The organism is Flavobacterium sp. GW821-FHT12A05 (assembly GCF_058807735.1).
Genome location: NZ_JBXAQY010000007.1, coordinates 155,075 through 177,100 on the forward strand (window position 1 = coordinate 155,075; position 22,026 = coordinate 177,100).

General features: G+C 33.7%; 22 protein-coding genes and 1 tRNA gene. 4 read left to right on the forward strand and 19 right to left on the reverse strand.

Going from position 1 to position 22,026, the window contains the following annotated elements:
- Positions 1–95: 95 nt before the first annotated feature.
- The 11 genes from AC1RRQ_RS17175 to pdxA form a co-directional block, all read right to left on the reverse strand.
- A complete protein-coding gene (locus AC1RRQ_RS17175; protein ID WP_493024253.1) occupies positions 96–392 on the reverse strand; it encodes a PepSY-like domain-containing protein in 297 nt (98 codons plus the stop codon).
- 16 nt (positions 393–408) lie between these two features.
- Positions 409–705 carry a hypothetical protein gene (locus tag AC1RRQ_RS17180; RefSeq protein ID WP_493024254.1) on the reverse strand — a complete coding sequence of 99 codons (297 nt, stop codon included), beginning with the start codon at positions 703–705 and terminating at the stop codon, positions 409–411.
- An 18-nt stretch (positions 706–723) separates the two neighbouring features.
- Positions 724–1,014, reverse strand: coding sequence for a hypothetical protein (locus AC1RRQ_RS17185; protein WP_493024255.1), 291 nt, complete (start codon positions 1,012–1,014; stop codon positions 724–726).
- Between the two features lie 28 nt (positions 1,015–1,042).
- A complete protein-coding gene (locus AC1RRQ_RS17190) occupies positions 1,043–1,339 on the reverse strand; it encodes a hypothetical protein (protein ID WP_493024256.1) in 297 nt (98 codons plus the stop codon).
- A gap of 120 nt (positions 1,340–1,459) precedes the next feature.
- Positions 1,460–1,756, reverse strand: a complete 297-nt coding sequence (locus AC1RRQ_RS17195) for a hypothetical protein (protein ID WP_493024257.1) — start codon at positions 1,754–1,756, stop codon at positions 1,460–1,462.
- 317 nt (positions 1,757–2,073) lie between these two features.
- Positions 2,074–3,423, reverse strand: a complete 1,350-nt coding sequence (gene accC, locus AC1RRQ_RS17200) for an acetyl-CoA carboxylase biotin carboxylase subunit (protein WP_493024258.1) — start codon at positions 3,421–3,423, stop codon at positions 2,074–2,076.
- A 111-nt stretch (positions 3,424–3,534) separates the two neighbouring features.
- Positions 3,535–4,023, reverse strand: coding sequence for an acetyl-CoA carboxylase biotin carboxyl carrier protein (gene accB, locus AC1RRQ_RS17205; protein WP_071635425.1), 489 nt, complete (start codon positions 4,021–4,023; stop codon positions 3,535–3,537).
- A gap of 23 nt (positions 4,024–4,046) precedes the next feature.
- A complete protein-coding gene (locus AC1RRQ_RS17210) occupies positions 4,047–5,045 on the reverse strand; it encodes a beta-ketoacyl-ACP synthase III (protein WP_493024259.1) in 999 nt (332 codons plus the stop codon).
- Between the two features lie 172 nt (positions 5,046–5,217).
- Positions 5,218–5,412: a 50S ribosomal protein L32 gene (rpmF, locus tag AC1RRQ_RS17215; protein WP_008465217.1), complete on the reverse strand. Its 195-nt coding sequence runs from the start codon at positions 5,410–5,412 to the stop codon at positions 5,218–5,220.
- Positions 5,413–5,421: 9 nt separating this feature from the next.
- Positions 5,422–5,964: a YceD family protein gene (locus AC1RRQ_RS17220; protein ID WP_493024260.1), complete on the reverse strand. Its 543-nt coding sequence runs from the start codon at positions 5,962–5,964 to the stop codon at positions 5,422–5,424.
- 105 nt (positions 5,965–6,069) lie between these two features.
- A complete protein-coding gene (gene pdxA, locus AC1RRQ_RS17225) occupies positions 6,070–7,119 on the reverse strand; it encodes a 4-hydroxythreonine-4-phosphate dehydrogenase PdxA (RefSeq protein WP_493024261.1) in 1,050 nt (349 codons plus the stop codon).
- Between the two features lie 57 nt (positions 7,120–7,176).
- Between pdxA and AC1RRQ_RS17230 the strand changes: the two genes are divergently transcribed.
- Complete coding sequence (locus AC1RRQ_RS17230) at positions 7,177–7,767, forward strand: riboflavin synthase (protein ID WP_493024262.1); 591 nt, start codon at positions 7,177–7,179, stop codon at positions 7,765–7,767.
- A gap of 763 nt (positions 7,768–8,530) precedes the next feature.
- Positions 8,531–9,520, forward strand: coding sequence for a DNA (cytosine-5-)-methyltransferase (gene dcm / locus AC1RRQ_RS17235; protein ID WP_493024263.1), 990 nt, complete (start codon positions 8,531–8,533; stop codon positions 9,518–9,520).
- On the opposite strand, the gene AC1RRQ_RS17240 is transcribed toward dcm, so the two are convergent.
- The 7 genes from AC1RRQ_RS17240 to AC1RRQ_RS17270 form a co-directional block, all read right to left on the reverse strand.
- Positions 9,504–10,730 (reverse strand): phospholipase D-like domain-containing protein, encoded by a 1,227-nt coding sequence (locus tag AC1RRQ_RS17240; RefSeq protein ID WP_493024264.1) that lies wholly within the window; start codon positions 10,728–10,730, stop codon positions 9,504–9,506. The two genes, dcm and AC1RRQ_RS17240, sit on opposite strands and share 17 nt — an antisense overlap.
- A 3-nt stretch (positions 10,731–10,733) precedes the next feature.
- Positions 10,734–11,150 (reverse strand): very short patch repair endonuclease, encoded by a 417-nt coding sequence (locus AC1RRQ_RS17245; protein ID WP_493024265.1) that lies wholly within the window; start codon positions 11,148–11,150, stop codon positions 10,734–10,736.
- Positions 11,151–11,192: 42 nt separating this feature from the next.
- Positions 11,193–11,927: a hypothetical protein gene (locus AC1RRQ_RS17250; protein ID WP_493024266.1), complete on the reverse strand. Its 735-nt coding sequence runs from the start codon at positions 11,925–11,927 to the stop codon at positions 11,193–11,195.
- Between the two features lie 123 nt (positions 11,928–12,050).
- Positions 12,051–12,124 (reverse strand) — tRNA-Ile (locus tag AC1RRQ_RS17255).
- Between the two features lie 146 nt (positions 12,125–12,270).
- Positions 12,271–12,675: a methylmalonyl-CoA epimerase gene (gene mce / locus AC1RRQ_RS17260; RefSeq protein WP_493024267.1), complete on the reverse strand. Its 405-nt coding sequence runs from the start codon at positions 12,673–12,675 to the stop codon at positions 12,271–12,273.
- A 6-nt stretch (positions 12,676–12,681) separates the two neighbouring features.
- The gene (locus AC1RRQ_RS17265; protein ID WP_493024268.1) at positions 12,682–15,045 is read right to left on the reverse strand and encodes a hypothetical protein; all 2,364 of its coding nucleotides are present in this window, start codon (positions 15,043–15,045) and stop codon (positions 12,682–12,684) included.
- Positions 15,005–15,991: a hypothetical protein gene (locus AC1RRQ_RS17270; protein ID WP_493024269.1), complete on the reverse strand. Its 987-nt coding sequence runs from the start codon at positions 15,989–15,991 to the stop codon at positions 15,005–15,007. Before AC1RRQ_RS17270 ends, AC1RRQ_RS17265 begins: the two co-directional genes overlap by 41 nt.
- A 188-nt stretch (positions 15,992–16,179) precedes the next feature.
- Here AC1RRQ_RS17270 and AC1RRQ_RS17275 point away from each other — a divergent pair, with 188 nt between their 5' ends.
- Positions 16,180–17,868, forward strand: coding sequence for an Ig-like domain-containing domain (locus AC1RRQ_RS17275; RefSeq protein ID WP_493024270.1), 1,689 nt, complete (start codon positions 16,180–16,182; stop codon positions 17,866–17,868).
- Here the strand turns inward: AC1RRQ_RS17275 and AC1RRQ_RS17280 are convergent.
- Positions 17,865–18,632 carry a nitrilase family protein gene (locus tag AC1RRQ_RS17280; RefSeq protein WP_493024271.1) on the reverse strand — a complete coding sequence of 256 codons (768 nt, stop codon included), beginning with the start codon at positions 18,630–18,632 and terminating at the stop codon, positions 17,865–17,867. The two genes, AC1RRQ_RS17275 and AC1RRQ_RS17280, sit on opposite strands and share 4 nt — an antisense overlap.
- 236 nt (positions 18,633–18,868) lie before the next feature.
- Between AC1RRQ_RS17280 and AC1RRQ_RS17285 the strand changes: the two genes are divergently transcribed.
- On the forward strand, positions 18,869–22,024 hold the full coding sequence (locus AC1RRQ_RS17285) for a SusC/RagA family TonB-linked outer membrane protein (protein WP_493024272.1): 3,156 nt from the start codon (positions 18,869–18,871) through the stop codon (positions 22,022–22,024).
- Positions 22,025–22,026 lie beyond the last annotated feature (2 nt).

Below are 22,026 nucleotides of genomic sequence, written 5' to 3' on the forward strand. Positions count from 1 at the left end.
ATTAAAGTTATAATTTCTTAAAATTATGCGAAAAAAAAAGAGATTGCACGACGCAATCTCTTTTTCACCAAAAACATAAATCTAATTTCACCTAATTATATCTTCAACCAGTTGCCATTGACATCTGAATACACAGTAGCCTTTTGGTCACCAACTGATATTTCTAGTTTGTATTCTTTTTTATCATTAATAAATGCTTTTACCAATTTTGCATTGGGATAAGCCGTTTGCAGAGCAGTTTTTACAGCCGCCGGAACAGCATCTGTTGTAACTTCGGTATATTCTGTTTGTACAGAAATAGATGTTTCTGCTTTATTTGGAGTTATTTCTGCTAATGCAGGAATTGATAAACTTCCTAAAATAATAGCTGCTGAGATGGCTAACTTTTTCATAATGCTCTGTGTTTACTTATTTTTTAATGATATTCCCTGAAGCATCTGTAAAAAAAGTATACTTCTTACCTTCTTTTGAAATTTCAAGTTTGTACTCGTCTTTAGCATTTTTCCATGCTTTTTCCAGTTTAGAACCTACAAACGATTTTTCGATTGTTGATTTTACAGCTGCTGGTACAGCATCTGCACTAACTTCAGTATATCCGTCCTGGATACTAACTGATGCAATTATTGAAGTTGATTCTGATGGAACAGCTGCCTGAATAGACAGACCTCCCAAAATAATTGCTGCTGATAAGATTAATTTTTTCATAATGCTTAGTTTTTATAATTATTTTTTAAGGATGTTACCTGTGGCATCAGTGTATACAACTGATTTTTCACCTCTAACTGTGACTTCAATTTTGTATTCTTTTTTTGAATTCACGAATGCTTTTTCCAATTTCACACCTGGATAAGCTTCATCTAGAGATTTTTTAATCGCAGCTGGAACAGCATCGACTTCTTTATAATCATCTTGGTAGTTAACTGAACTTGTTACCGGGTTGGTTAGTCCCGCATTTTCTGCTTGCATTGACAACCCTCCTAACAGGATAGCTGCCGATAATATTAACTTTTTCATAATAATAGTTTTTTAAGGTTAGTTTAAATTATTTTTTAACCCACGATCCGTCAGCATTAGCATAAAGAGAACCTACTTTGTCCCCTACTGTTACTTCTAGTTTATATTGAGAAGCACTGTTTTTGTATGCTTTGTTAAGAACTGCATCTGGATATGCTTTTTTAAGCGCATCAGTTACTGCTGCTGGTACTTCTGTTAAAGCAACTTCAGCATAATCATCTTGAAATGATACTGTTTTTACGATTGTATTTGAAATTGGAGAAGTTGAAGCAAATGATGTTAAACCTCCCAAAACGATTGCGGCTGATAAAAATAAATTTTTCATGATAGTGATATTTTAATATTGTTAATTTAATTTTAGTATTCTTAATCTGAATTTCCATAAGAACCTAAGTTAGATTGTTTGATACTTTTTAAATCTTTAGACTTTTAGAGCCTTTTTAGATTATTTTTTAATCCAGGTTCCGTCAGCATTAGCAAATAGATTACCTACTTTTTCACCAACTGTTACGTCTAATTTGTATTCTGATTTTTCGTTTTTATAAGCTTTAGTAATTACGGCATCCGGATATGCTTTTTTCAAAGCTTCTACGATAGGTGCTGGTAATTCTTCTAATTTGATTTCAGTATATTCATCTGAAACCGAAATAACTTTTACTATAGAGTTTGTAATTGGAGATGTTGAAGCAAAAGATGTTAAACCTCCTAAAACAATTGCGGCTGATAAGAATAAATTTTTCATAATGTGTATAATTTAATAGTTAATAGTTTGTTTTACACTTTAGATAAAGAAACTATTGTGCCGAAAACCAAACATTACAGGCCAATTCTCTGTTAACCCTTAATTTTAAAGGGATTTTAGAGATTGTGCCAAAAATTTATACCAAAATGAAAATGAGCAAAAGTGTATAAAATGCTTAAACAGTGTGTAAAAAGTATACACAAATTGTGTTTACCTGACAAAAGTAACAAAAATTTCAACTGGCTTTGAGAAACCAGTCCAATATAAAATTACGCTAAAACAAAAAAAGCTGTCGAAATCGACAGCTTTTATATTTATTATTCCTCAATAGGTTTCATTTTGAAAGTATCCATAAATGCAGTTGTATAATCTCCTGCAATATATTTTGGATCATCCATTAATTGTCTGTGGAAAGGAATTGTTGTTTTCACACCCTCGATAACAAATTCGTCAAGAGCTCTTCGCATTTTGCTGATAGCTTCTTCACGAGACTGCGCTGTTGTAATTAACTTAGCAATCATTGAATCGTAATTTGGCGGAATGCTGTAACCAGAGTAAACGTGAGTATCTAAACGAACTCCGTGACCTCCCGGCATATGAAGCGTAGTAATTTTTCCTGGTGAAGGACGAAAATCGTTATAAGGATCTTCGGCATTAATACGACATTCGATAGCGTGTAATTCCGGTAAATAATTTTTTCCTGAAATTGGAATTCCGGCAGCAACCATAATTTGCTCACGAATTAAATCGTAATCAATTACTTGTTCTGTAATTGGGTGCTCAACCTGAATACGTGTATTCATTTCCATGAAATAGAAGTTTCTGTGTTTGTCTACAAGAAATTCTACCGTTCCAGCTCCTTCGTACTTAATGAATTCAGCCGCTTTTACAGCAGCTTCTCCCATTTTAGTACGTAATTCGTCTGTCATGAATGGTGAAGGGGTTTCTTCAGTTAATTTTTGGTGACGACGTTGTACTGAACAGTCTCTTTCAGAAAGGTGACATGCTTTTCCATAAGAATCTCCAACAACCTGAATTTCGATATGACGTGGTTCTTCAATAAGTTTCTCCATGTACATTCCATCATTTCCAAATGCTGCAGCAGCTTCCTGACGTGCGCTTTCCCAAGCTTTTAAAAGCTCATCTTCTTTCCAGATAGCACGCATTCCTTTTCCACCACCACCTGCAGTAGCTTTCATCATAACTGGATAACCAATTTCAGCCGCTGTTTTTTGTGCATGCTCGTAAGATTCTAATAATCCGTCTGAACCTGGTACACATGGTACTCCTGCCGCTTTCATTGTAGCTTTTGCAGAAGCTTTATCTCCCATTCTGTCGATCATTTCAGGAGCCGCACCAATAAATTTGATTCCGTGCTCTTGACAAATTTTTGAGAATTTAGCATTCTCAGAAAGAAAACCGTATCCTGGGTGTATTGCGTCTGCATTTGTAATTTCTGCAGCAGCAATAATATTTGACATTTTTAAATACGATAAGTTACTTGGAGGAGGACCAATACAAACCGCTTCGTCAGCAAATTTAACATGCAAACTTTCTGCATCGGCTGTAGAGTAAACTGCAACAGTTTTAATTCCCATTTCCTTGCACGTACGAATTACACGAAGTGCAATTTCCCCTCTATTCGCAATTAATATTTTTTTAAACATCTTATTTTAATTAGATAATTAGACAATTTGATAATTAGATAATTTTAGATGCCTGACGAACTTTACTCTGCCAAATCAATCTAAAACCTAAAATCTAAAATCTAAATTTATTTATGATGGATCTACTAAGAATAAAGGTTGATCAAATTCTACCGGAGACATATCGTCTACAAGAATTTTCACAATTTTACCTGAAACTTCTGATTCGATTTCGTTGAATAATTTCATTGCTTCAATTACGCAAAGAACATCACCTTTTGCAATAGTGCTTCCAACTTCAGTGAAAACTGGTTTATCTGGAGATGGTTTTCTATAAAATGTTCCAATGATTGGAGATTTTATAGTAACGAATTTAGAATTCTCAGCTGGAGCTTGAGGCTCTGCAGCAACATTTACAACTACTGGAGCAGTTACTTGTGGAGCAGCTGTTTGTGGCAATGCAGCCTGAGCTGGTAATTGCTGTACATAAGTAGTCTCCGTTACGTTTCCTTCTAAAGTTGTTCTGATCGTGATTTTTACATCATCCATTTCTAACTTCACTTCTGCAACACCCGAATTTGCTACAAATTTGATTAGGTTTTGAATTTCTTTTAAATCCATAATGATTCGTTTTTAGTTTTGATTTATTTTTTATCGTAAGCCCATTTTAAGTATATAGATCCCCAAGTGAATCCTCCTCCAAATGCCGCTAAAATAATATTATCTCCTTTTTTGAGCTGTTTCTCAAAATCGTAAAGTACCAAAGGTAGTGTTCCTGAAGTTGTATTACCATATCTTTCGATATTAACTAGTACTTTAGACTCTTCTAGTTCAAGTCTTCCTGCAGTTGCATCGATGATGCGTTTGTTTGCCTGGTGCGGCACTAACCAATCAACATCCTGATTAGTTAAATTATTTCTTTGCAAAATTAATTCGCTGGCATCAGCCATATTGGTTACAGCATATTTAAATACTGTTTTACCATCCTGCATAATATTGTGTTGTCTGTTTTTCACAGTATCTTCTGAAGCCGGGATTAAAGATCCTCCAGCTGGTATTTTAAGAAAATCGCGTCCAACACCATCACTTCTTAAATATTCGTCTTGTAAACCAAGACCTTCGTAATTTGGCTCGAACAAAACTGCTCCTGCTCCATCACCAAAAATAATACAAGTTGCTCTGTCTGTATAATCTACAATTGACGACATTTTATCGGCACCAATTAATAGTACTTTTTTATATCTTCCAGATTGCACATAAGCCGCAGCGGTAGACATTCCGTATAAGAAACTTGAACAAGCTGCCTGCAAATCGTAAGCGAATGCATTTGTGGCTCCAATTTCTGTTGCAACAAAAACTCCTGTAGAAGCTACCAGCATATCTGGTGTTGCTGTTGCCATGATAACCATATCAATTTCTAAAGGATCTATGTTAGCTTTTGCTATTAAGTCCTGTGCTGCTTTTATAGCAAGGTACGATGTTCCTTTATCAGCATCTTTAAGAATTCTTCTTTCTTTAATTCCGGTACGAGTGGTAATCCATTCGTCATTGGTATCTACCATTGTTTCCAACACTTTGTTAGAAAGCACAAAGTCTGGAACGTATCCTCCAACAGCGGTAATTGCGGCTGTGATTGTATTCATTATATTCTATTATTTCCTTTCAAATATTAGTATTTGAAAAATTTTTAAAAGACTCGAAAAGTACAAAAAAAATCAAAACGAATTTGCCTGTATTTTCTTAAAAAACAAAAATTATAACCAACAAAAAAAACTCTCACTATGTGAGAGTTCTAGTATAATTTACAAAAACGTATTAAGCAACCGCTTCAGATTTATCGATAACAACTTGCCCTCTGTAGTACATTTTACCTTCATGCCAGTAAGCTCTGTGGTATAAATGCGCCTCACCTGTAATAGGACATGTAGCGATTTGAGCTACAGTAGCTTTATAATGTGTTCTTCTCTTATCTCTTCTTGTTTTCGAGGTTTTTCTCTTAGGATGTGCCATTTTACTATATTATTTATCCGTTAATAGTTTCTTTAATTTTTCCCAACGCGGGTCAATATCTTCTTCTTGTTTACTCTCTTCCTTTTGTTCTTTTACGCTTAATTCATTCAATTTTGTCAAAGCTTCGGTTTGTAAAGTTCCGTCTTTAACTCCTGGATGAACTCGTTTTAGAGGCACTGAAAGTGCTATCATTTCATAAATGTATTGTGACACATCTAATTCATGTTCTCCATGCGGCAAAATCAACAATTCTTCATTATCATTATTGAATTCCTCTCCAAAGCGAACAATCAGTTTCATTTTCCCTTTTATAGGAAGATCAAAATCTTCGCCTGTTAGATCACAAGGTACATTTACAGTTCCTTTGTGTTTGAATTCTAACTCTAACATGTTGCTTTTCTTATCGAAAACCAAACTCACTTTAATATCTGAACTTTGAAACTCATCGTACTCAAAGTCCTTAAAGAACGTGTTATTTATTTGATACTCAAAATGGTGTTTTCCCAGCTTTAACCCTACGAAAGGAATTAAAAATTCTTTTGTTTTGCTCATTTCAACATCAATTTGTGTAATTCGAATAGAAAACTACATATCCGAATTGGGGTGCAAAGATATAAAATTATTATAAATCTAATAATCTTATTCACCTTTTTTTGTTTATATCTGTTTTTCTTTTATTTTAAGAGGTTTTTCGCTAATCTCCTCATACTGATTACGAGAGCGAAAAATATCCAGCGCAAGGTAAACGGCTTCTTTAAACGAGTTGAAATCTGCCATATCTTTTCCAGCAATATCGTAGCCCGTGCCATGATCCGGCGATGTTCTTACTTTGTTTAAACCCGCAGTATAATTGACTCCTTTACCAAAAGACAAGGTCTTAAAAGGAATTAATCCCTGGTCGTGATAAGTTGCTACAACTGCATCATATTTTTCATATTGTCCGCTTCCAAAAAATCCATCTGCAGAAAATGGTCCAAAAACCATCGTACCGCTGTCAAATATTTTTTTCAAAACGGGTTTCAAGATCAAATCATCTTCTTTTCCAATTACGCCGCCGTCTCCGCAATGCGGATTTAATCCTAAAACTGCAATTTTTGGCTTAACGATGCTAAAATCCTGAATTAAAGATTTTCTGATTGTTTCAATTTTTCGGGTAATTAATTCTTCTGTCAGATGAGATGAAACTTCATTTATAGGCACATGATCTGTTAACAGACCCACTCTTAAATTATCCTGAACCATCATCATCAAGGCATTTCCTTCTAACTCCTGATCTAAATAATCTGTGTGTCCCGGAAATTTAAAATCTTCTGACTGAATATTGTATTTATTGATTGGCGCCGTAACCAGGACATCAATCGAACCTTCTTTTAAAGCTTTAGTCGCTGCAACAAAAGATTTTATAGCATACTCACCAATTTTTTCATCATTAGTACCTAGATTAATATCTACACCTTCTCTCCAAAGATTCAAAACATTCACTTTTCCCGGAATTACCTGATCTAATTTATCTACACCGTGAAACTGAACTGTCGAAGTGAAACTTTTTTTAACAAAAGAAAGTATTTTAGCATTTGCGAAAATAACAGGTGTACACAATTCTAACATTCGAGAATCTTCGAAAGTTTTCAGTATAACTTCGCTTCCAATACCGTTTAAATCTCCTACTGAAATTCCAACAATTATATTTTCTGCTTTTTTATTCATGAGCTCAGCTTATTTATTACTAATTTTGATGTGCAAATTTAGTAAAATAAAACTACAATGTTTACAGGAATTATTGAAACCCTTGGAAGGATTCACGAAATACGAAAAGACAAAAACAACTTACATGTTACAGTCGACTCATCTATCACAAACGAATTAAAAATTGACCAGAGTGTATCGCACAACGGAATATGTCTTACAGTTGTGGCCATAAAAGATTCTTTTTATACCGTTACCGCAATTGAAGAAACTATTTTAAAAACCAATATTGGCGACTGGAAAGCTGATGATATTGTAAATTTAGAAAGAGGAATGAAACTTGGAGACCGTTTGGATGGCCATATTGTTCAGGGTCACGTAGACCAAACCGGAACCTGCGTTAAAATTGAAGAAGCAAACGGAAGCTGGAATTATACTTTTGAATACGATCCAAACCTCAGCAATATTACAATCGAAAAAGGATCAATCACAGTTAACGGAGTAAGCTTAACGGTTGTAAACTCTAAAACAAACGAATTTAGCGTTTCGATTATTCCTTACACTTTTGAAAATACTAATTTTAAAGATTTCAAAGTAGGAAGTAAAATAAATTTAGAATTCGATGTTGTTGGAAAATATATTTCGAGACTTTATTCGATTAACAAATAAGGCTTTTTTTATTTTATTTCGATATATAACTGCTGTACCCAAAATCAATCCGGCAACAATTAAATAAGGGATATCTTCATTTATTGGACCTTCTAAAGGCGCATCTGGACCACCGCCTGGTCCAGGTGGACCACCGCCTGGCTGAGCCATGATACTTGACACATTCAATACTAGAAAAAATACTAAAAAAACAATTCTGTTGATCTTCATAAACTTGGGGCGCTGATAATCAATAATATACAATATTGGCAAATATTTTTTTATAGAAATTTCTCATAAAAAGCACTCTTTCACGGAAATTCTTTGGCAAAAATATACGATTTTTAGAAAAAAACAACTTTATAACTAAAAAGACCTCACAAACTTAATATACGCATTGTGTTATTATTCGGATTTTTTATCAGACTGTTTTACCTCCAAAAATACAGTTCAATATCACACTTGTTTTTTAAAAACTTCATGTAACACCTTATTAAACGGGAAATTGTTAGAGTTTATTATCCAAAATTCTCGTTGAAACAAAATTAAGTTTTATTTTCCAAGGACTTACATTTAAAGAACAATTCTTACAAAATATTTTTTTCATTAAAATCAGTAAATTTTTAAATAAGTCAGAAAGAACTGTAAATTTAAAAATCTAAAAGATTAAAAGATTTTCTTTTTAAATTCTTGAAGCGATCAAGTGTTCGCGAATTAATATATTTGCATAATTAAAATTACAACCTCTTGAGGTCATTCATTAAATCAGGGCAAAAAATAGTAAATGAAAAAAACAGTTGGAAGTTTGTATGCTGGTGTAGGCGGTATATGTTTGGGGTTTGAAAAAGCTGGGTTTAAACTGGAATGGGCAAATGAATTTGACAAAAATGCCTGCATTACCTATAAAAATAATTTTGAGCATAATCTTATTGAAGGAGATGTAATGGCGCTAGACGTTACATCTCTTGAAAAAATAGATATTTTAACTGCCGGATTTCCGTGCCAGCCATTTTCGGTTGCGGGTTATAGAAAAGGTTTTGAGGACAGCAGAGGAAATCATTTCTTTAAAATTTTAGATTTTGTTGATGAAATGCGTCCTAATGTAATTTTTCTTGAAAACGTAAAAAACCTAAAAGGGCACGACAAAGGAAACACTATTAAAGTTATCGAAAACGAAATAAGAAAACGCGGTTATACTTTTGACAGCGCAGTTTTAAACACAAAAGATTTCGGAAACATCCCTCATAATAGAGAAAGAATTTTCATTGTAGCTTTTGATAAAGATTACATTAAAGATGAGAAATTTGAATTTCATTTTCCTGAAAAAGAAGACTTGACCAAATCGATCAAAGATTTAATTACCAAAGAAAAAGTCGACGAGAAGTTTTACTATCACGAAGACAAATACATGTATGATATGCTGAGAGAATCTATCACAAATAAAGATAGAATTTATCAGTTTAGAAGACAATATGTTAGAGAAAATAAATCGAGTGTCTGCCCTACTCTAACCGCCAATATGGGAACCGGAGGTCATAATGTACCGCTTATTACAACCGATTTTGGCTTTAGAAAACTGACTCCAAGAGAATGTTTTAGATTTCAGGGTTTTCCTGATGATTTTAAACTTCCTGCCATTTCAAATTCGCATTTGTACAAACAAGCCGGAAATTCTGTGAGTATGCCTGTTATTCAAAGATTAGCATCAGAGATATACAAGGTTATCGAAAAAGTAGAATCTAAAAAGTCAAAAAAATCTAAAGAAAAAGCTTAAACTGCCCATCTTGATTATCTGCTGCTTTTTCGATAAAAGATTCGTATTCGTCTAATTTTGTAAAATCTATAAAATAGTCGTGATTTGTTGATTTTGTGATTTTCACACTGTCATAACCTATTTTTCTGAGTTTATCATAAGTCAGGATTTCGTTTTCTTTCAACAATAGAACATCACGGAGCATCCAGTCGGCCATTGCTTTGTTTGGATTAGTCATTAACGCTTTGCTCCCATCCTGACAAACTTTTGCCGAAAGAATCGCACCATTTGGAATTCTAAGATTAAAAATCACATCTTTCTCCGGAAAAAAATCAGGAGCGTTCTTTCTAATTTTTGAAGGTATCGAAATATAAACCTCACCCGGATCTCTTTTTCTTCCTCCGGCGTTCCATTGGTTCAGCTGACTCTTAACAGGTACAATGGGTTCTTTTAATTTCTTTTTTGCTTCGGGAGAATATAAGGGCAGAATGACATAATCTACAAACGGAATTAATTCTTCTTCTGTTAATAAACCAATTGCTTTTTGAAGCTGCTTTTCATTTACAAAACCAGTTTCTTTTATACGATTTGGCTGCGACAGATTTAAAAGTACATTTATTGGCTCTTCTAAAATTTCGACCGCAATTTCAACACATTCATCAGGAACGACGAAACGTTTCATTAAAACGCTTTTAGAAAAATTAAAATTATACTCGTTTAAAGCGTCTTTGAACTTTAGCGAGCTTTTGGTTTCTTCCAGGATTTCGATTGATTCTTTATCAATTAAATCATAAGAGGTTTCAAAAACTTTTATCAAAAATTTATCACGGCCAATAATATGATAAACCCTGTTTTGAGTATTGTAAACGCGATCTGCAAATTCGATTCGTTCATTTCTAAAATCAGCCAGTTTGTTAGCTAAATCTAAACCTTTGAGTATTCTTATTTCTGAACTGCGCGAATTAAATTCTGCAACCTTCTCCACTTTAGAACTTCCTGAAAGTACAAAGGTTTTAATTCCAATACCACAACCATTTACAATGGCATCGTATGCCACATCTGCGCGTGCCAGATTATCGGCACCAAAAGCTTTACAAAAAGCATTCTCGGCAACTCTGTATTGAATAAAAGGTTTGTCTGAAGAACTAAACAAATTCGAAAACGCCCCAATAGCTTTTAAAGCACTTGTGTAGTTTTCGATATTTTGATTGGTTTGCGTTTTTAGAAACATTATTTATTTTGAAAGTTCAATTTCTTGTTTAATTTTTTCGATGCAAGATTCTAATTCTTTTTGAATTTCTTTGCTCCAAAACCGTAAAACTTTCCAATTTTTCGAAAGTAAATGCTCGTTGACTTCAATATCACGTTTCATATTCCGTTCGATTTTCGGAATCCAATAGTCGCGATTTGATTTAATTCGGAGTTGCTGTGTTTCCCAATCTTTTCCATGAAAAAATTCGCTGTCGATAAAAATGGCGATTTTATAACTGGCAAAAGTCAAATCTGGTTTTCCAAATACTTTTTTATTGTTTTTTCGATATCGGTAACCTAATTTCCATAAAGCTTTTGCAAGCCTCACTTCATCTTTTGTGGCGGTGCTTTTTATCGCCTGCATATTTTTTCTCCGCTGTTCGGGAGTTAAATTATCCATCTTTCGTTAAGATTAAATTCGTCTTTGAATGATAAATTTAATCTATTTTTCTTTTAAACCAGAATATAAACGAGCTACATTATGCAAATTACCCGATTGAATATAATAGTTTCTTGCATCCATTTTAGTTCTGCCGTTTAACAATGCATTTTTAGGAATTACATATTCATTTTCAATTATATATCGAATTGTTTTTAACGAACCACAACCGGGAATATCATAGAACCAAGAAAATTTTTGAATTTCCTGCCATAAGTTTTCTTTTGTTTCTGAAGTTTCTTTTAAAATAAATTTTATATCAGGTTTAATTCTCACCAAAACAAAATAATCATACGTATCAACAGCGTCAGAATTTCTGAAATTGTGAATGTATCTTCCTTTTGAATCCCAATCTTTAGTTTCTAAAAGAAAAAGATTCGCAAAGAAAGCTGCCGACTTAACGCATATTGATTTTCCGTTTGCTTTTAAATCGGTTTGATCCCATTTCCCTTTTCCGTGAATACTGAAATCCGGAGTTTCTACCTCAACATTCTGAAGTTTCAAATTATCATAAAGTACGATCTCGGCGATTTTTCCCTGAAATGTATTTTGAAAAATCTCCGCATCGGTTCTATCTATTTCACCGCCAGATCTCACAGCTTTATGAAATCCGCCTTCATACACCATTTTATAAGCAAAATCAAAAGCCTGCTTTATACAAGCAAAACTAACTTCATTATTTTCAAAACTCTTTTTTAAAGTGATGAAATAACTATTATCCTTTTGATCTAGCTTCATGATTTTACTTTTGTCATTAAAAGTAAAAATACATTTTTAAATGATAGAATTATATTACAAAATAAAAATCAGGCAATAAAAAAGCCTTTACATTGCTGTAAAGGCTTTCTATTTCTAAATGAGTGGTCCCACCTGGGCTCGAACCAGGGACCACCTGATTATGAGTCAGGTGCTCTAACCAGCTGAGCTATAGGACCGGTTTAGAGGATGCAATATTACTACTATTTTTCATTCACTCCAAATATTTTAGGACTTGATTTGCATTTAATTTCAATTCAAACCCTTTGTTTTAAAAACAAGATTGATTTTCAAGACATTATTTAAAATAAAAAAAGATATTTTTTTACCTGATTTCCTGACAAAGCTCCACCAAAACTCCATTTGTATTCTTCGGATGCAGAAAAACCACCAATTTATTGTCGGCGCCTTTCTTCGGAACTTCATTAATTAACACAAAACCTTCGTTTTTTAAACGTGAAATCTCGGCATGAATATCTTCAACATCAAAAGCGATATGATGAATCCCTTCGCCTTTCTTTTCTAAAAACTTCGCAATTGGACTTTCTGGGTTTGTGGCCATCAAAAGTTCGATTTTGTTTGTTCCCGTTTGAAAGAATGAAGTCAAAACGCCTTCGCTTTCTACCGTTTCTTCTTTATAGGACGGAACACCCAATAATTTTTCGAATAATGCATTGGCATCGTCCATGTTTTTAACTGCAATTCCTATATGCTCTATTTTATTAACCATTTGATTTTATTTTAATTGAGTAACGTAAGTATTAAAATAACCGCATTCTGCAATTACATCCTGATAATATTTAGTATCTGAGTAATCCTTTTGAAGCGTTTTAAATCCGTTCCAGGCAATAAAGTTTACTTTATCATCATTTGCATCCCACCAATATCTTACGCTGTTGTATTTATTGTTATAATATTCGTTTCGTTCGCATTTCGAAATTAAATACACACATTTTGCTTTCTGCTCTTTTGTTGATGCAGCCTGCAAAGCTTTTTGATAATACATTTTTGAAACGCTGCAGTCCGTAATCATCTTTTTCATGGAATCTCTAAACGAATATGGACTTGAACCATAACCTACAATAGAAATTTCATAAAAAGTTCTTCCGTTTCCAAAATGCGAGATATTATAAAATGCATTTCCTAATAACAAACTATTGGTGTAAACATCTTCGTTTTTAGCCAGCTTGTCCTGCATTTCTTTAATCGTCGTTAAGAAATCCATCTGCGTATATTTTCTTTTTTGATAAGCCGTATGATCGCAGTCGTGACAATCTTTTATGCTTCCGTTAAACGGATTTCCTAAAAACTTATAATACTGTACTGAATCTGTCTGTTTTAAAAACTCAATCGCTTCCGGAATTTTGTTTTTAAAAGTTGCCTGAACTGCCTGAAAGTTATTGATATCTTTCAGTTTCAAACTATAAATTCCCGCCCCGATAGTTTCAATTTCGGTTTTATTTGACTTAGCCAAAAATGTTTTTATTCCTTGTAAATTCTTTTCATCATCATAAAAAGCATTTCCATCGTTCCAATAACTGTAACGCGATTCGCCAAAAATCTCGGCTAAAACTAAATTCCCTTTTTCTCTATAAAGTGTAGACAAATAACTTCTGCTCCATGAAGAAGCATTTTGATATCGAAATTCCTCTCCTTTATATGTTTTTGGAAGTTCGTTGTACAGCCAGTTTAAATCGGCCAGGATTGTTTTTTCGTTTTTATCTGTCAGCTTATCAATTTTGTTCAGGTTGTTTACAAAACGAAGCAAACGAAGCTGCATTCCTGCCAATTCTGTTTTAGGAAGCGTTTTTACTGCTTTATCAAAGTTCTTATCTGCATTTGCATAATCTCCTTTTAAAGTCTGTAAATATCCCAGAAACAAATCCCATAAATAAGGTCTATCTGTATTTCCAGCCGCCGAAATTTTAGCAATTAAATCTAATGCCTTTTGGTCGACTTTAACCTGATTTTCTGTTTTGCTTTCTGCAACACTTAGTTTCTTTTTAGGCTTATCGTCTCCGGCATCCTGCTGAAATGAATTATTTATAGACTGCTCAAGTTCATTTACCAATCTTGTGGCGAGATAATTTAAATGCTCGCTTTTTGGATCTAACTCATAAATCTTTTCGATGGCCTGCTTTTCATCTTTATAATATCCGTGAACAGCCCAAAGCGCCGCTTTTTCTTTATTATTTTTTGCCAATGTCAACGCTTTATTCCAGTCGGTTTGGTTTTTTGGATTAAAACAATAAGCCGTTACCACTCTTAATTCTGGACATTTATCAAAAACCTGCGCATACAAATAGTTCGAAACTGCATATTTTTTTTGTTTATGATTGATTCCGGCAACGTACGAAAGTGCGCGGTAATACAAAACGTTTTTAGGAACAGAACTTTCTGTTTTATTAAAAAAGTCAATTGCTTTTTGTTTATCGTTGCTGTAAAAACGAGCTTTCATGGTAAGAAACCAATATCTGTTTTTCAAAAAAGGATCAGACAAAGTATTGTAAACATTCTCGATTGACTGAATCATTTTAGGATCATTGAATGTTTTTGCCACAACAGGCTCGTAACTCCAATAATCTTTATTAATCGAAACCGTTTCTATTTTTTGTGCCAAATACAAAAACTCCACAAAGCTTTTTACTTTTTCATCTTTCAACGGCATTTTTTTGCCCCATTTTACAGATGCTGCGTTGTCTTTTTTATTTTTATAATAGACATGAAGATCTGTAATTTCTTCCTTGTTCTTAATGGTGTTTTTATTATCTGAATAATAATTCAGGTTTTCATCTCCAATCAAGAAATAATTTACCGTTGTTGTATCTATTTTTCCTTTTAGATACCCTGCCCAATCTGATTTTATGTCTTTATTAAAGCGAGAATTATGCTGGGTATCAAAACCAATTCCGTAGAAAATACCTCCAGATAAAAAAAGCGGCGAATACGATTTGTCTGCAAAAGCTTCCGGAGTAAAATTAGAGTTGTACGACCCCATATAATCCCAATCGCCATCTGCGCAAGCATAAATTATTCCATACACAAAAAGGAAAGCTGCACTAAAACCAAGAAACAACTTGCTTAAAAATATTCTTTTCATAATTATTTAAATTGAATTCGTCTAAATCGTAAAATATAATTTCTTTTGGAGACTGCGCTTTATTGTCGTCTAAATCTTCAGCCATTTCTTTTAAATCTTCCGGAGAAATCATCTCTGTTTTAAGCAGATCATTTTCTTCGTAATAAACCCCGTTTTTGTAATTAGATTGTTTTACCCTGAAAAATATTGGACTAATCTGCTCGAAGTTTTTATCTTTTTTAAGTTCGCTTACATTCAATTTCGAACGCAGCCCTAAAACTTTCTGGTTTCTGATGTGAATCGCCCACGAATAAATAGGCAGTGCATAATCAAGATGAAGCGGATATTTCTTTAAACTTTTAAGATATCTTTCTGAGATTTTTCGGCTGTAAATAGAGTTTAACGAATCCGGCGCGATGCTTCCCATATTATAAAACATCAAAACGCCATTATCTACATTTGGAATCTTGGTTTTCTTGAAATATTTTACCTGATGAAGCCTGATTGTTGCCGAAAGTTTTTTCTGCGAAAGCTTTTTAATTTGTTCAATAAATTTAAGATAATTGTCTTTACTATTCAATGTCCAGTCGCAGTCAATTTGAATTTCGGAACCATTAATTTTATTCTTGTTATTGATTTCAGTAATTAAATGAATTGTCTTTTTGGCCAGATCTTCAACGTCCAGACTCTTATCGAGCATTACTTTATTCTGAATAAAAACGACCGGAACAATTTCAAATTCCTGCACGTTTTCATAAAAATGAACAGGACTTATCGGAAATGGCTTTTGCGTTTGAGGGTGAAGTCCGATGTCAAAATAGCGGACATAAAGTTTGCGGACATCGTTATCTTTTAGGGTAATTCTTTCTGTTTCAGAAAACTTCAAATTAGTTTTCCAATAATAAAAAGCAATTATTGGTTTGTCGTTTTTACTGCAGGCAGAAAGCAAAACAAATATTGAAACCAAAAAAATTCTTTTTATCAAAACCAGGGGGATTACATTTGAACTCAAAAGTAAGAAATTATAACGTATTGATTATTTCAAATTCAAAAAAAGAAGAAAATACAAAAGCTGTAAATCCTAATAAATGCCCAAAAAATTTCAATTAAAGCAAATATAATTGTTATTTTGTGCAATCAAATTTAAAAACCGCTATGTTGAAAAGCAAACTGAAATACATTTCATTTTTATTGGTATTACTAATGATGAGCTGCGCCAAAAGAGGCAGCATTACCGGCGGATTAAAAGATACACTGGCACCGGTTTTAGTGTCCAGCACTCCTAAAAATTTGACAACTGATTTTAAAGGAAACGAAATTACTTTGGTTTTTGATGAATACATCAAATTAAAAAACCTTAACAAACAGCTTATTATTTCTCCTCCAATGAAATATGAGCCGGTGATTACACCAACCAATGTCAGCAAATTCATTAACATAAAACTGAGAGATACTTTACAACCAAATACGACTTACAGCTTTAATTTTGGGCAGAGTATCGCCGATAATAATGAAGGAAATGCAATCAATCAGTTTAAGTATATTTTTTCGACTGGACCTTATATCGATTCTCTTAAACTTAGCGGAAAAATTAAAGATTCTTACGCAAAAAAAGTAGACAATTTTGTTTCTGTAATGCTTTATGAGGCAAATGACAAATATAAAGATTCTGTTATCTACAAAGAATTTCCTCGTTACATTACCAATACTTTAGACAGTATGCGAACTTTTGAATTTGAAAATTTAAAAGCCGGAAAATATCTTTTGGTTGCTTTAAAAGACAAAGGAAACAACAATAAATTTAATCCTAAAGATGATAAAATTGGTTTTATCAAACACTTTATAACGGTACCAAACGATACGATTTTTGAATTGGAATTATTTAAAGAAACACTTCCTTTAAAAACATTTAAACCAATACAAGTTTCAGGAAACAGAATACTCCTGCCGTATGAAGGAAAACAGGATTTTAAAACAAACCGACCTGCAATTGTATTAAAACACAATGACGAAAAATTAGAAACTATTATAACGCGTTTCCCTAAAAAAGATTCGCTTCAAGTCTGGTTTAAACCATTAAAAGCTGATTCTTTATCATTAGATGTGACTAAAGATAAGTACGAGAAAAAATTCACCTTTAAATATAAAGACCAGAAAAAAGATACCTTAAATATCAAAGCGGTTCAAAATGGTACTATTAATTTTAGAGATAGATTTACTTTAGAAACCGAAACTCCGCTGGTTAAATTTGATAAAACAAAAATCAAACTGGTCAATAAAGATTCTACAGCGGTTGATTTTACAACAGAATACGACGAGTTCGAACAGAAATTATATGTTGATTTCAAGAAAGAACCTTTGGAAAAATACAACTTTACGTTTTTCCCGGGTGCATTGACTGATTTCTATGAAAAAACCAACGATACTTTATCTTATAAATTATCGACAAAAGAACCGGCTGATTACGGAAATTTAATTCTGAATTTAAAAAACGTAAAACGTTTCCCTATCATTGTTGAAATAACCAATAAAAATGGAGACGAAGTACTTGCAAGCGAATATTCTGAAGGAAAAACCGAAATTGAATTTAATTTAATGGTTCCGGCGCAGTTTACTATACGAGTTATCTACGACGACAACAAAAATAAAAAGTACGATACCGGTAGTTTCCTTCAAAAAAGATATGCCGAAGAAGTGTTTTATTTTCAGCGTGAAATTGATGTACGAACCAACTGGGATGTTAACGAAACCATTGACTTAAGTGTTCCGTATAATCCTGACGTAGAGAAAAAAGAAGACGACAAAAAGAGAAAAGACGACGAGAAAAAACGAAAGGCTTTCTAAATTTTAATTTCGAAAATATCTTTATCGCTTAAAAAATCGAGTTTTTTTCTCGTTTCCAGCATTTCATTTTTATCTAAATCAACCACAAAAACACCTTCTGTTTCTTGTGGTTCCAGAATGTAATTGCCTAAAAAGTCCACAACCTGCGAATGGCCAATGTGTTCGTAATCATGATGATCTAAACCAACGCGGTTTACCCCAACTACATAACTCAGATTTTCGATGGCGCGTGCTTTAAGCAAAGTGTCCCAGGCATTGGTGCGCACTTTTGGCCAATTGGCAGCATATAAAAGCAAGTCGTAGTTTTCGACATTCCTCACAAAAACAGGAAATCTTAAGTCGTAACAAACCTGCAGGCAAATCTTCCAATCCAGATAATCGACAATTACTTTTTGAGTTCCGGCAGTGTAGAATTTATCTTCTCCAGCCAATGAAAACAAATGGCGTTTGTCGTAATATTTAATTTCTCCTGACGGAAAAACAAACAGCATTCGGTTATAATAATTATTGTTTTCCGTAATTACCAAACTTCCTGTCAGGGCGCTGTTTTTTTCTTGCGCCATTCTTTTCATCCATAAAATAGTTTCACCCTCCATTGTTTCGGCTACTGACGATGGATTCATCGTAAAACCAGTCGAAAACATTTCTGGAAGTACAATCAAATTTACCTGAGAATCGATTTGATTTATTTTCGATTCAAAGTTTTTTCTGTTCTGCGCGGCATCTTCCCAATGAAGATTGGATTGAATTAATGTGACTTTCATATTTCAAAAATACGAATTTTCAGCCAAAATTTATTTTCAAATAAAAAAACACATTCTGCAAAATTTTCTCAAAACACCTTTAATTACCTCATGTTTTTTGGATTATAAAAATACTTGAATAAATTTTATTGCAAAAAAAATGCATTTAATGCAAAAAAAATGCAACTGTGAAAAATAAATATATATATTTGATTCGCCAATAAAAACCAAAAAGAAAACATGAAAACCAAACTATTATGAAAACAAAGCTAATTTCATTAGTATTTATTGGGGGGATGATCCTCTCGACAAATGCAAAGGAGACTGCAATAAAAAAGCATCTCTTTGAACAAAAAAGCAATCAGGTTGAAATTACTGGCCAGGTAATTGGTCAGGACGACGGAATGCCAATTGCGGGCGCCACGGTCTATGCAAAAGGCAATAACAAAATAGCTACAATAACAGATGAATCAGGAAAATTTAGATTGAATGTTGCTGAAAACGAAAAGCAAATCATTATTACTTATATGGGTTACGGAACTTTAGAATTTACTTTAGACCGTACCACAGATTTAGTTATTAAATTAAAACCTGCCGAAAATGTATTAGAACAGGTTTTAGTAACAGCATTAGGTGTTAAAAAAAGTAGTAAGTCTGTTGCTTATGCTGTAACAGAGCTTAAAGGAACTGAATTTACAAAAGCAAAAGAAACAAATATCGCGAATGCCTTAGTTGGAAAAATTGCCGGTGTTAATGTGAGCAGCACCGCAACAGGACCAAACGGATCCAGCCGCGTAGTAATTAGAGGAAACGGTTCATTAAACGGAAATAACCAGCCTATGTATGTGGTAAACGACTTACCTATCGATAATACACAACTTAATTTACCAGGAATTGGAAACGGTCCCGGCTCAACCAGAATTAATGTGGATCGCGGAGACGGAACTTCTGTAATAAATCCGGATGATATTAAAACCATAACGGTTTTAAAAGGTGGAACTGCGGCTGCATTATACGGCGCAAATGCTGCAAACGGAGTAATCCTGATTCAGACTAAAAGAGGTGCGGTTCAAAAAGGAATTGGAGTAGAATATAATACTTCTTTTACTTTTGAAACTCCTTCTATTATCCCAAAATGGCAATACGAATACGGTTCTGGAGCAAACGGAAAAAAACCAACAAATCAGGCCGAAGCTATTGCTGCAGGACGCTGGTCTTGGGGTGCTAAAATGGACGGAACCGATGTGGTTCAGTTCGATGGGGTAGCGCGACCTTATTCTCCTCAAAAAGATAATATTAAGAATTTCTACGAAACCGGAACGACATTTATCAATTCTGTCGCTTTATCCGGAGGAACAGAAAAAGCTACAGGACGTCTTTCTTTCTCCAATACAGACAATCAATCTGTAGTGCCAAATTCTGATTTCAACAGAAAAAGCATCAATATTGCAAGTAATGTTAATATGACAGATTGGTTAAAATTTGATGCTGTTGTACAGTATAATTTAGAAAAATCTAATAACAGAGTTACCGTTTCAGATGCCGAAGCTAACCCAAACTGGGGAACGTACATGATCGCCAATACAGTTGACATTAGAAACCTTGCCCCAGGATATGATGCAAATGGTATTGAAGAAGCATGGAATCCGGTTGCTGTAGCTACAAATCCTTACTTTGTTGTCAATAAAATTAAAAACAAAGACACTAAAAACCGCTTTATCGGGATGTTGAATGTAAAGTTGAATTTTACTCCTGAATTATTTCTTCAGGGACGAATTGGACAAGATTATACCAACTATGATTTCTTCGGATATATTCCAAAAACAACTTTAAACAATCCGGTTGGATATGCGCAAGGTCAAAAAACAAAAATATCTAACTTAAATACAGAAGCAATTCTTAACTATACTAAGAAAAACATTTATGGTAATTTCTCTTTAAATGCTTTACTTGGAGTTAACTCTCGCACCACTTTAAGAGACGAAACAAGATTTGAAGGATCAAATTTTGTGTTAGACGATTTTTATGCTATAAGCAACTTATCTACTCTTGCTTACACGTATCCGTACGGAAAAACAAAAACAAATTCAGTTTATGGTGCTGTAGATTTAGATTATAAAAATGTCGTTTTCTTAAACTTTACAGGTCGTCAGGATTGGTTCTCGACACTTTCTAAAGATAACAACACGGTATTTTACCCATCTGTTGGAACAAGTATCATTGTATCAGATATTATAAAAATGCCGGAATTTGTTTCGTTTGCTAAACTAAGAACTTCTTGGGCGCAGGTTGGAGGCGCAACTCCAGATCCGTATGCATTAAATCAATCTTTTACGATGGTGCAGGGCGGACATAACGGACAACAATTACAAGGCCCAACAAGCACAAGAGTTCCTAACTCGACTTTAAGCCCGTTGACTTCGACCACTTTTGAAATTGGAACTGATTTAGGTTTCTTCAATAATCGCTTAAATCTTGATTTCGCATATTACAACCGTGCAACAACAAACGATATTGTAGAAACTACAATCTCAAATGCTTCGGGAGCCAATACTGCTTTATTGAATCTTGGAAAAATGAGAAATAAAGGAGTTGAATTTTTACTTAGCGGTAAAATCATCAATACAGAAAATTTTTCATGGGATGCAAGTTTCAATGGTTCGTATAACGAAAACACAGTCGAAGCACTTACAGATCAGTTAAGCTCTATTACAATGGCAACTTCTGTAAACGGATATGTTACCATTACAAGTGATGTGGGTCGTCCGTACAGTATTATAAAAGGATACAAACCTCGTAAAGACGCAAACGGAAATACGGTTTACAATGTAAGCGGTGGCTCGGCTACTATTGCGCAAGGTCCGCTTGAAGAATTAGGCCAGGGAGTTCATCCTTGGGGAGCAGGTATCAGCAATGAATTTAAATACAAAAACATATCATTCAGCTTTTTAATCGACGGTAAATTTGGAGGAAGTTTATACTCTGGAACTGATTTGTACGGAACTCGTATGGGATTAACAAAATTAACCCTGGACGGTCGTGATGGTGGTTTACCAATTAAAGGTGTTGACACTAACGGAAACCCGGTGGATATGGTTATTGCTCCGGAAAACTTAAGAACGTATTATGACGGTTTAAGAAACATATCATCAACATTTGTTTATGATGCAAGTTTCATCAAATTAAGACAAATAATCTTAGGTTACCAATTACCAATTGAGAAAATAAAAGGATTATCAAAACTTCAGGGAGCTTCCATTTCATTTGTGGCAAGAAACTTATTCATCCTTTATAAGAAAACACCAAACGTAGATCCTGAATCTGTATTTAGTGCAGGAAACGCTCAGGGTGTAGAACAATTTGGAGTGCCAAAAACCAGAAGTTTCGGTTTAAGTTTAAATATCAAATTTTAAAC

Bases quoted from the DNA above. Each gene is read 5' to 3' on its own strand.
- AC1RRQ_RS17185 (WP_493024255.1), bottom strand. From the start codon at position 1,014: ATGAAAAAGTTAATATTATCGGCAGCTATCCTGTTAGGAGGGTTGTCA.
- AC1RRQ_RS17180 (WP_493024254.1), bottom strand. From the start codon at position 705: ATGAAAAAATTAATCTTATCAGCAGCAATTATTTTGGGAGGTCTGTCT.
- mce (WP_493024267.1), bottom strand. From the start codon at position 12,675: ATGGTTAATAAAATAGAGCATATAGGAATTGCAGTTAAAAACATGGAC.
- dcm (WP_493024263.1), top strand. From the start codon at position 8,531: ATGAAAAAAACAGTTGGAAGTTTGTATGCTGGTGTAGGCGGTATATGT.
- accC (WP_493024258.1), bottom strand. From the start codon at position 3,423: ATGTTTAAAAAAATATTAATTGCGAATAGAGGGGAAATTGCACTTCGT.
- AC1RRQ_RS17210 (WP_493024259.1), bottom strand. From the start codon at position 5,045: ATGAATACAATCACAGCCGCAATTACCGCTGTTGGAGGATACGTTCCA.
- AC1RRQ_RS17230 (WP_493024262.1), top strand. From the start codon at position 7,177: ATGTTTACAGGAATTATTGAAACCCTTGGAAGGATTCACGAAATACGA.
- AC1RRQ_RS17175 (WP_493024253.1), bottom strand. From the start codon at position 392: ATGAAAAAGTTAGCCATCTCAGCAGCTATTATTTTAGGAAGTTTATCA.
- AC1RRQ_RS17240 (WP_493024264.1), bottom strand. From the start codon at position 10,730: ATGTTTCTAAAAACGCAAACCAATCAAAATATCGAAAACTACACAAGT.
- AC1RRQ_RS17250 (WP_493024266.1), bottom strand. From the start codon at position 11,927: ATGAAGCTAGATCAAAAGGATAATAGTTATTTCATCACTTTAAAAAAG.
- AC1RRQ_RS17195 (WP_493024257.1), bottom strand. From the start codon at position 1,756: ATGAAAAATTTATTCTTATCAGCCGCAATTGTTTTAGGAGGTTTAACA.
- AC1RRQ_RS17280 (WP_493024271.1), bottom strand. From the start codon at position 18,632: ATGAAAGTCACATTAATTCAATCCAATCTTCATTGGGAAGATGCCGCG.
- rpmF (WP_008465217.1), bottom strand. From the start codon at position 5,412: ATGGCACATCCTAAGAGAAAAACCTCGAAAACAAGAAGAGATAAGAGA.
- accB (WP_071635425.1), bottom strand. From the start codon at position 4,023: ATGGATTTAAAAGAAATTCAAAACCTAATCAAATTTGTAGCAAATTCG.
- AC1RRQ_RS17285 (WP_493024272.1), top strand. From the start codon at position 18,869: ATGAAAACAAAGCTAATTTCATTAGTATTTATTGGGGGGATGATCCTC.
- AC1RRQ_RS17220 (WP_493024260.1), bottom strand. From the start codon at position 5,964: ATGAGCAAAACAAAAGAATTTTTAATTCCTTTCGTAGGGTTAAAGCTG.
- AC1RRQ_RS17275 (WP_493024270.1), top strand. From the start codon at position 16,180: ATGTTGAAAAGCAAACTGAAATACATTTCATTTTTATTGGTATTACTA.
- AC1RRQ_RS17245 (WP_493024265.1), bottom strand. From the start codon at position 11,150: ATGGATAATTTAACTCCCGAACAGCGGAGAAAAAATATGCAGGCGATA.
- AC1RRQ_RS17265 (WP_493024268.1), bottom strand. From the start codon at position 15,045: ATGAAAAGAATATTTTTAAGCAAGTTGTTTCTTGGTTTTAGTGCAGCT.
- AC1RRQ_RS17190 (WP_493024256.1), bottom strand. From the start codon at position 1,339: ATGAAAAATTTATTTTTATCAGCCGCAATCGTTTTGGGAGGTTTAACA.
- pdxA (WP_493024261.1), bottom strand. From the start codon at position 7,119: ATGAATAAAAAAGCAGAAAATATAATTGTTGGAATTTCAGTAGGAGAT.